Consider the following 8470-nt stretch of genomic DNA (forward strand, 5'->3'; position numbering starts at 1 on the left):
CAGGGGCGCGCCGCCGGTGCGTTGCGCGAAACGTTGAATTTTACCCGGAGTTCGGATCGCTACCGTGTTTTTGCCGAGTTCGCCCGCGCGCGGCCGTTGCGCACCGCGACGCCCGCGAGAATCAGCAGCGAACCGAGCACCGCCGGCCAGTTGCCGAGCGCGATATACGGCGTCAGGCCGTCCATGCCCTGGACCGTGCCCATCAGCGCGCCGACCGTGAACGGCGTGAGCCGTCCCGCGACTTCGCCGCTCGCGTCGATCATCGCCGTGATGCCGGTATTGGTCGAACTCAGCACCGGCCGGCCGGTCTCGATCGCGCGCATGCGCGCCATCTGCAGATGCTGATCGAGCGCGATCGTGTTGCCGAACCAGCCGAGATTGCTCGTGTTGACGAGGATCCGCGCGCGCGGATTCTGCGTGCGCAAGGTGCGCGCGATCTCTTCGCCGAAGATGTCCTCGTAGCAGATGTCGGGCGCGAGCGTCTGATCCTTGACCGTGAACGGCGGCTGCAGCGCGGGGCCGCGATCCGAGTCGCCGAGCGGGATGTTCATCATCGCGACGAACCAGTGGAATCCGTTCGGCACGAACTCGCCGAAGGGGACGAGATGGTGTTTGTCGTACTCGTAGACGCCGTCGTGGCGCGGCGTGAGGCCGAACAGGCTGTTCATGATGTGCGTCGGGCGGCCGTTCGTCATGATGTCGCCGAACGCGCCGAACAGGATCGACGACTGTGTCTGGTCCGCGAATTGACGGATCGTCGTGGCGAACGGGGCGGGCAGGTCTTGGACCAGCAGCGGGATCGCCGTTTCGGGCGTCACGATGAGGTCGGCCGGGTGCGACGTGATCAACGTCTGATAGAGCGCGATCGACGAATCGACGCCGGCTTGCTCGAATTTCATCGCCTGCGGCACATTGCCCTGCAGCAGCCTGACCGTGATCGGTGAACCGGCCGGCTGCGTCCATCGGATCATCGACGCACCCATGCCGACGATCAGGATCAACAGCGCGGCGATCAACGGCGCGAGGCGAGCGCGCGACGGTCGCTGGGCGCGATCCGCCGCGGTGGGCGTGGGCTCGGACGGCGCGGCGGGATCGTCCGGTCGGGGATCGATCGTCACGCGGGCGCGGTCGGGTTCGGCGACGCGCTCGATCGAAGCGTTGGCGCCGAGCGTCTCGCCCGACGCGGGATGCGGCGCCGCGGCGTCATGCGGGATCGTCGAGTCCATGGCCTGGGCGTCGGACGCCTCGGCCGCGCGCGCCGCGCGGCGTGCCTTCATCTGCGGATGCCGGCTTGCGCCGCGCGCCGCGGGATTCGGCAGCGTTTTCCAGCGCAGCACGGTCTGGACGCCGAACGCCGCGACGAGCGCCGTCGCGAACCCGACGCCGTAGACGCCGACGATCGACGCGAGCCCCGCGAGCGGTCCGTCGACCTGCGCGTAGCCGCTGTTGAGCCAGGGAAAGCCCGTGAGCATGAGGCCGCGCAACCATTCGCCGATCGTCCATGCGGCCGCGAACGCGAGGCTCGATCGCCAGCCGACGCCCGTCGACACGCGATACCAGAGCGCGCCCGCGATCGCCGGGTAGATCGCGAGATACAGCGAAAAGAGCACGACTGCCGCCCATGCGAGCGGTGCGGCAAGGCCGCCGTAGTCGTGCATGCTCACGAAGAGCCACCAGACGCCCGTCACGAAATTGCCGAACCCGAATGCGCCGAGCCGCAGCGCCGCGCCCGCGGTCGAGCGCGCCCCTTGCAGCACGAGGAAGGCCGCGGCGATGATCAGCAATTCAAGCCAGCCGCCACCCGGCGTCGGGGCAAAGGAAAGGGTATTGAGCGCGCCGAGTATCGCGGCGCCGAAGACGGGCAGCCAGGTCGCCGATGCGGGGCGCCGGGCTGCAGGGGTGGGACGGTCAGCGTTCTTCGTCAGTTGCATCGGCCAGTCGGTGGGTCGGCTCCGGATCGCGGTGGACCAGGAGCATATGAATCTGTCGCGCGTCGCCGCGCAGGATTTCGAACGTCAGATCGTCGATCTTGACGGCCTCGCCGCGATGCGGGACGCGCCCGAACCGATGCGTGACGAGACCGCCGATCGTGTCGACCTCGTCGTCGCTATAGTGCGTGCCGAATACGTCGTTGAATTGACTGATCTCGGTCAACGCGCGCACACGGTACGCGCCGTTCGGCGAGACGATGATGTTGTCCTCTTCCTCGTCGAAGTCGTATTCGTCCTCGATATCGCCGACGATCTGTTCGAGCACGTCCTCGATCGTGATGAGCCCCGCGACGCCGCCGTACTCGTCGACCACGATCGCGATGTGGTTCCGGTTCACGCGAAAGTCGTGGAGCAGCACATTGAGTCGCTTCGATTCGGGAATGAATACCGCGGGCCGCAGCATGCCGCGCACGTCGAATTCATCCTCCGCGTAGAAGCGCAGCAGGTCTTTCGCGAGCAGAATCCCGATCACGTTGTCGCGGTTGCCTTCGAACACGGGATAGCGCGAGTGCGCTTGTTCGAGCACGTACGGGATGAAGTCCTCGGGCTTGTCGGCGATGTTGATCGCGTCCATTTGCGCGCGGGGCACCATGATGTCGCGCGCGCAGAGCTCCGCGACCTGGAACACACCTTCGATCATCGACAGCGAATCGGCGTCGATCAGATTGCGGCTATGCGCGTCCTGAAGCACTTCGAGCAATTCGGCGCGAGATTCGGGCTCGGGGGAAATCAGATCGGTGACACGCTCGAGAAGCGAGCGCTTTTTTTCAGGAAAACGTCGACTGGGAGGCTGGGGGTCGTTCATGTTTCGGCCGTCCCGGGCAAGGCCGGCGCGCTGTATCGGAATGCACAGCATACACCATGGTCATGACACGCACGGACCGGCGCGGGATCGCGTCCGATGGATCGTCCGAGGGCCGCGCGCATCGAGTCGGACCCTCATGGGCGCACGTCTTTTTTCGCTGTACCATGCGCGGCTGCGGATCGCGCAGCGCGGTCGAAACGGGCATCGGCCCGGCACGCCAGGGGCCGGGCATTACGGGGAACGCAGGGAATGTCGGACGAATTCGAAGTACACGGACCGCACGATCATGCGGTCGAGCATGCCGCCGAACATGCGGCGCACGGCAGCGATGCGATGGCGTCGCGCGTCGCGGTCATGACGGCCGTGCTCGCCACGGTGGGCGCGATGGTGTCGTACCAGAGCGGCAACGCCGAGAATCTCGCGCTTTACTATAAAAACGAGGCCGCCATCCGGAAGACCGAGGCGGCGAATCAATGGGCCTACTATCAGGCCAAGGGCGAAAAGCAGAATCTCGCGGAGCTCGGCGCGCAACTCGCCGCGAACGATCCGAAGGGCGCCGCGCATTTCGCCTCCGAGGCCGCGCGCTACAAGTCCGAGAAGGAAGTCATCCTCAAGCAGGCCGAGACGCTCGAAGCGGAAGTCAAAGCCGCCGACGAGCAAAGCGAAGGTCTGCTGCATCGTCATCATCGATGGGCGCAATCGATGATGGTCGTGCAGATCTCGATCGCGCTCGCCGCGATCACGCTGCTCGTGCGCAAGTCCTGGCTCCAGTTCTGTACCTATGGCGCCGCCGCGACGGGTATCGTGCTCGGCGGGCTCGCGCTGCTGGGTGTCTAGGCGGACGCGGCACGCCGGCTCAGGTGCATCGCTTGAGCAGCGCTTCGAGCGCGAGGTCCGGCATGCCGCATTCGCGTAACGCGGTCACGGTCCGCGCGACATAGTCGTGTGTCGTGCCGTAGCGGCCCGACGCGCACTCGAACACATGCCGGATCATCGCGTCGTCGAGCTTGCCCGTGTAAGTCAGCGCGTCGCGACGCATCACGAATGAGAGCGCCTTGACGCGCCGTCCGTCGAGCAACGAGCAGTTGAGCCAGGCGGGGCGATACGACCCCATCGCCATTTCGCGTTTCCAGAGCGCTTCGAGATGCGGCATCGCGCCGCGGCCCTCGATCTTGAACGCCATGCCCGGACACGAGCCGCCGCGGTCGAGCGCAAGGACGAGGCCGGGCACATCGGGCGTACCCCGGTTCACGCGCGACCACAGATAGAGTCCCCGGTGGTAGCCATGCACGCGTGCGCGCACGCTTTCGAGCGCGGGCATGCCGGGATTCCAGATCAACGAGCCATACCCGAACAGCCATAGATCGGTCTGTCCGTCCCAGTGCGAGAACGTCTGCGCGAGCGAGGCCGCGAGTTCGGATTCGCTCAGATGGCGCGCTTCGCCGAGAAACGGCGGATAGCCCTCGCAGCAAGGCGGCACGTGCGTAGGCTGAACGTGCGTATTCGGTGCGCGGTCGAGCGGGCCGCCGGCATCGGATTGAGCGAGCCGCCCCGGCTCAGCGGGTCGATCGAGTGGAGCAGGATGCGCGGCTTGGCCGTGCCGAGCGGTGGGATCGGCGGGCGCGTCGGGCCCGGTCGGTTGCGCGGCGCGCTCGGGCGGATCGATCGGATCGCGCGTATCGCCGGGAGTTGACGGATTCGACTTCGATTCGTCATCGGACGGGGCGCGCGGCGTCATGATCGAGGTCCGGTTCACACTTCCTTGTACGGGTCCGGAAAGCCGAGCGTGCCGAGCACGTCGGTCTCGATCCCTTCCATTTCGTTCGCCTCGTCCTCGTCTTCGTGGTCGTAGCCTTGCGCATGCAGCACGCCGTGCACGATCAGGTGCGCGTAGTGCGCTTCGAGCGGCTTGCCTTGCTCGCGTGCCTCGCGTTCGACGACGGGGCAGCACAGTACGATGTCGCCCGTGACGGGATCGTCCTCCGACTCCGCGTAGGCGAACGTCAGGACGTTGGTCGCATAGTCCTTGCCGCGATAGCCGCGATTGAGCGCGCGGCCTTCGTCGGCGTCGACGAAGCGCAAGGTCAGTTCGGCATCGGCGAACAGCGTCGCCTTGACCCAGCGCATGACGGTCGCGCGCGGCAGCACCGCCTTGTGTTCGGGGAACGCCTTCGTCGCGAACTGCAGCGAAAGCGTCAGGTGCGGTGCGTTCGCCATCAGGCGGAGCCCTGCTGCGGCGACGTGTCCCGGCCGGACACGGCATGACGGCCGCCGCGATAGCCGCGGCCCTCGCGTTCGCCTCGCGCGTCGCCGTGCGGGTCGGCATCGTTGGCGTGCTGCGCCTGATGCAGCTCGTATGCGTCGACGATCCGCGCGACGAGCGGATGGCGGACGACGTCCGCGCTCGAGAATCGCGTCATCGCGATGCCTCGGACCTTCTGAAGCACTTCCTGCGCCTCGATGAGGCCGCTTTTCTGGCCGCGCGGCAGATCGATCTGCGTCGTATCGCCCGTCACGACCGCCTTCGAGCCGAAGCCGATCCGCGTGAGGAACATCTTCATCTGTTCGGGCGTCGTGTTCTGCGCCTCGTCGAGAATGATGAACGCGTGATTCAGCGTGCGGCCGCGCATGTACGCTAGCGGCGCGACCTCGATCATCTGGCGTTCGAACATCTTCGCGGTCTTGTCGAAGCCGAGCAGATCGTAGAGTGCGTCGTAGAGCGGGCGAAGATACGGATCGACCTTCTGAGACAGATCGCCCGGCAGGAAGCCGAGCCGCTCGCCGGCCTCGACCGCGGGACGCGTGAGCACGATGCGCTTGACCTGATCGCGCTCGAGCGCGTCGACCGCGCAGGCCACGGCGAGATAGGTCTTGCCCGTGCCCGCGGGGCCGATGCCGAACGTCACGTCGTGCGCGAGCACGTTTTTCAGGTATTCGCGTTGCGCAGGCGTGCGGCCGCGCAAATCGGAGCGACGCGTATACAGCGTCGGCGCGCCTTCGTCGGCTTCGCCGTCGGGCGCGTCGAACGGGTGGTCCGGGTCGTTGTCGGCTGCGGCGGGTTCGCGCTCGCGCGGCTTGAAGTCGGGGTGGCGCGTGCGCGGATCGAGCGACGCATGGCGCGACTCGACGAGCGCGAGCTGAACGTCGTCGACCGACAGCGGGTCGCGCGCGCGGTTATAGAAGTTTTCGAGCGCCGAGATCGCGACGCGCGCCGCATGGCCGCGCACGGTCATCCGGTGGCCGCGTCGCGTGATCGTTACGTCGAGCGCCTGTTCGATCTGACGCAGATTCTCGTCGAGCGGGCCGCAGAGGTTGGCGAGTCGCGCGTTGTCGTCCTTCGGCGCGGTGAATTCGAGGTGCGGGATCGGCTTCATGCGGCCTGATCGTCGCGCAGCGCGATCACACCGCGCAGCGAGTGCGGATACGCATGGTTGATTTCGATATCGATCATCTGTCCGATCAGTCGCGAATGCGATGCAAGGGGCGCCGGGAAATTGACGACGCGATTGTTTTCCGTGCGGCCCGCGAGTTCGGTCGGATCCTTGCGCGACGGACCTTCGACGAGCACGCGCTCGATCTTGCCGACCATCGACTGGCTGATCTTGAGCACGTTCGCGTCGATCGTGGCCTGGAGGATTTGCAGGCGTCGCAGCTTGACGTCGTGCGGGGTGTCGTCGGCGAGATTCGCGGCCGGCGTACCGGGGCGCGGACTATAGATAAACGAATAGCTCGTGTCGTATTCCATCTCGTGCACGAGCGCCATGAGCTTGTCGAAGTCGGCATCCGTCTCGCCGGGGAAGCCGACGATGACATCGGTCGACAACGCGAGGTCGGGACGGATCGCGCGAAGCTTGCGCACGATCGACTTGTATTCGAGCACCGTGTAGCCGCGTTTCATCGCCATGAGCACGCGATCGGAGCCGTGCTGGACCGGCAGGTGCAGGTGGCTCACGAGCTTCGGCACTTTCGCGTACGTGTCGATGAGCCGTTGCGTGAATTCCTTCGGATGCGATGTCGTATAGCGGATGCGCTCGATGCCGGGAATATCGGCGACATATTCGACGAGCATCGCGAAATCGGCGATTTCGCTTGACCCGTCGCCGAAGCTGCCGCGATAGGCGTTGACGTTCTGGCCGAGCAATGTGACCTCGCGTACGCCCTGGTCGGCGAGCCCCGCGATTTCGGCGAGGACATCGGGCAGCGGCCGAGAAACTTCATCGCCGCGCGTGTAGGGCACGACGCAGTAGCTGCAGAACTTGCTGCAGCCTTCCATGATCGAGACGAACGCGGTCGGGCCTTCGACCTTGGCGGGCGGCAGATGATCGAACTTTTCGATTTCGGGGAAGCTGATATCGACTTGCGATCGGCCCGTTTCGCGGCGCTTGTGGATCATCGCGGGCAGGCGATGGAGCGTTTGCGGACCGAAGACGAGGTCGACGTAGGGTGCGCGCGAAATGATCGCGGCGCCTTCCTGACTCGCGACGCAGCCGCCGACGCCGATCACGAGGTCGGGATTCGCTTCCTTGAGCGCGCGCACGCGGCCGAGGTCGGAGAACACTTTCTCCTGGGCCTTTTCGCGGACCGAGCACGTGTTGAACAGGATGACGTCCGCATCGTCGGGCGTATCCGTCTTGACGAGACCTTCGGCGCTACCGAGCACGTCGACCATCTTGTCGGAGTCGTACTCGTTCATCTGGCAGCCGAAAGTCTTCACATAAACTTTCTTGGGCATACTTCGTTCGCCGTTCGCAGTGGTTAACCTGGGGGCGGATATCGGGGGAAAGACGGAATTATAGACCTTTCGGCTTCCGCGGCTGTATGGACGGAATGGGGGCGGATCCGGCGTTCGGTGTGCCGTGTGCGAGGTCGCAATGCGGTGCGGCGTTCCGGTGGGCTAGCCAGGCCGGGCGTGGTCCGGTGCTCGGCGGGGCGGGGCGCGGGGCGGGCGTGGCAAGGCGAGCTTCGGCGTTGCGATCGGGCCGACACGGGGTCCGATTCGGTATCGGCCCCCGTGCGGGTGGACAGGGTTGGTGGACAAGGCCGGCATCGGTGAGCGACGCCAACACGATGCACTCGGTCGGTATCAGGGCATCGGCTGGTGTTGCTGCGTGATCGCCTTGGCGACCATGATGGTCGTGTCCCAATGTGACATCACGAAGCCGCCGACCGAAATCGCGACGGCGCCCATAAGCGTCGCGAGTTGTACCTTTTGCGCGACCGGGGAGAGCCGTCTGTCGACGGCGTCGATGCGCGCGTTGACGTCGTCGAAGCGCGCATGGATCCGCGCGAAGCACAGATTCATCGTCTCAAGTCGCGCATCGCCTTTCTCGAAGCATTGATCGGTCTTTTCGAAGCGTTGACCGATTCTGCCGAAGTGCATATCGACTTGGTCGAAGCGTCGATCGACGTGCCTGAATCGATCGTCCAGCAGGTCGATCCGTTGACCGACGTGATCGATGCGCACGCCGAGATCGAGTTTGACCTCATCGATGCGATGGCTCAAGCCGTCGACGCGCTCGTTCAAGACGTCGACGCGGGTGTTCAATCCATCGAACTGCTCGTTCAAGACATCGACACGGATGCTCAAGCCGTCGACGCGCTCATTCAAGACATCGAAGCGGGTGCTCAAGCCGTCGACGCGCTCATTCAAGACATCGAAGCGGGTGCTCAAGCC

9 protein-coding genes are annotated in these 8470 nt (G+C 65.4%); 2 read left to right on the top strand and 7 right to left on the bottom strand.

All coding sequences use genetic code 11. The annotated features are described in order from the left end of the window. Window positions 1–59: 59 nt before the first annotated feature. Together lnt and D7S86_RS03255 are read right to left on the bottom strand one after the other, a co-directional pair. Entirely contained in the window at window positions 60–1931 is a 1872-nt protein-coding gene (gene lnt, locus D7S86_RS03250) for an apolipoprotein N-acyltransferase (RefSeq protein WP_240647968.1), read from the bottom strand. Then, window positions 1909–2796 (bottom strand): HlyC/CorC family transporter, encoded by an 888-nt coding sequence (locus tag D7S86_RS03255; RefSeq protein WP_121083363.1) that lies wholly within the window; start codon window positions 2794–2796, stop codon window positions 1909–1911. The genes lnt and D7S86_RS03255 overlap by 23 nt, the downstream gene beginning before the upstream one ends. Window positions 2797–3045: 249 nt before the next feature. Between D7S86_RS03255 and D7S86_RS03260 the strand changes: the two genes are divergently transcribed. Beyond that, window positions 3046–3633: a DUF4337 domain-containing protein gene (locus D7S86_RS03260; protein ID WP_121083365.1), complete on the top strand. Its 588-nt coding sequence runs from the start codon at window positions 3046–3048 to the stop codon at window positions 3631–3633. Between the two features lie 19 nt (window positions 3634–3652). Here the strand turns inward: D7S86_RS03260 and D7S86_RS03265 are convergent, their stop codons facing one another. From D7S86_RS03265 to D7S86_RS29400, 5 genes are all read right to left on the bottom strand, one after another. Continuing rightward, complete coding sequence (locus tag D7S86_RS03265; protein ID WP_240648001.1) at window positions 3653–4276, bottom strand: gamma-glutamylcyclotransferase; 624 nt, start codon at window positions 4274–4276, stop codon at window positions 3653–3655. A gap of 272 nt (window positions 4277–4548) precedes the next feature. Further along, the gene (gene ybeY, locus D7S86_RS03270) at window positions 4549–5013 is read right to left on the bottom strand and encodes an rRNA maturation RNase YbeY (RefSeq protein ID WP_121083369.1); all 465 of its coding nucleotides are present in this window, start codon (window positions 5011–5013) and stop codon (window positions 4549–4551) included. Next, window positions 5013–6170, bottom strand: a complete 1158-nt coding sequence (locus D7S86_RS03275; RefSeq protein ID WP_121083371.1) for a PhoH family protein — start codon at window positions 6168–6170, stop codon at window positions 5013–5015. The genes ybeY and D7S86_RS03275 overlap by 1 nt, the downstream gene beginning before the upstream one ends. Beyond that, entirely contained in the window at window positions 6167–7528 is a 1362-nt protein-coding gene (miaB, locus tag D7S86_RS03280) for a tRNA (N6-isopentenyl adenosine(37)-C2)-methylthiotransferase MiaB (protein ID WP_121083373.1), read from the bottom strand. The genes D7S86_RS03275 and miaB overlap by 4 nt, the downstream gene beginning before the upstream one ends. A 351-nt stretch (window positions 7529–7879) precedes the next feature. Further along, window positions 7880–8176 carry a hypothetical protein gene (locus D7S86_RS29400; protein WP_205962732.1) on the bottom strand — a complete coding sequence of 99 codons (297 nt, stop codon included), beginning with the start codon at window positions 8174–8176 and terminating at the stop codon, window positions 7880–7882. Here D7S86_RS29400 and D7S86_RS29405 point away from each other — a divergent pair. Beyond that, window positions 8171–8470: hypothetical protein (locus D7S86_RS29405; RefSeq protein ID WP_205962733.1), on the top strand; the 300-nt coding region annotated here is incomplete at its 3' end. The genes D7S86_RS29400 and D7S86_RS29405 overlap by 6 nt on opposite strands.

The organism is Pararobbsia silviterrae (genome assembly GCF_003628125.1).
Lineage (GTDB): Bacteria > Pseudomonadota > Gammaproteobacteria > Burkholderiales > Burkholderiaceae > Pararobbsia > Pararobbsia silviterrae.

What these genes read in the sequence shown, in the direction of transcription:
- D7S86_RS03275 (WP_121083371.1), bottom strand. Translation starts at nt 6,170, where the DNA reads ATGAAGCCGATCCCGCACCTCGAATTCACCGCGCCGAAGGACGACAAC.
- lnt (WP_240647968.1), bottom strand. Translation starts at nt 1,931, where the DNA reads ATGCAACTGACGAAGAACGCTGACCGTCCCACCCCTGCAGCCCGGCGC.
- ybeY (WP_121083369.1), bottom strand. Translation starts at nt 5,013, where the DNA reads ATGGCGAACGCACCGCACCTGACGCTTTCGCTGCAGTTCGCGACGAAG.
- miaB (WP_121083373.1), bottom strand. Translation starts at nt 7,528, where the DNA reads ATGCCCAAGAAAGTTTATGTGAAGACTTTCGGCTGCCAGATGAACGAG.
- D7S86_RS03260 (WP_121083365.1), top strand. Translation starts at nt 3,046, where the DNA reads ATGTCGGACGAATTCGAAGTACACGGACCGCACGATCATGCGGTCGAG.
- D7S86_RS03255 (WP_121083363.1), bottom strand. Translation starts at nt 2,796, where the DNA reads ATGAACGACCCCCAGCCTCCCAGTCGACGTTTTCCTGAAAAAAAGCGC.
- D7S86_RS29400 (WP_205962732.1), bottom strand. Translation starts at nt 8,176, where the DNA reads ATGCACTTCGGCAGAATCGGTCAACGCTTCGAAAAGACCGATCAATGC.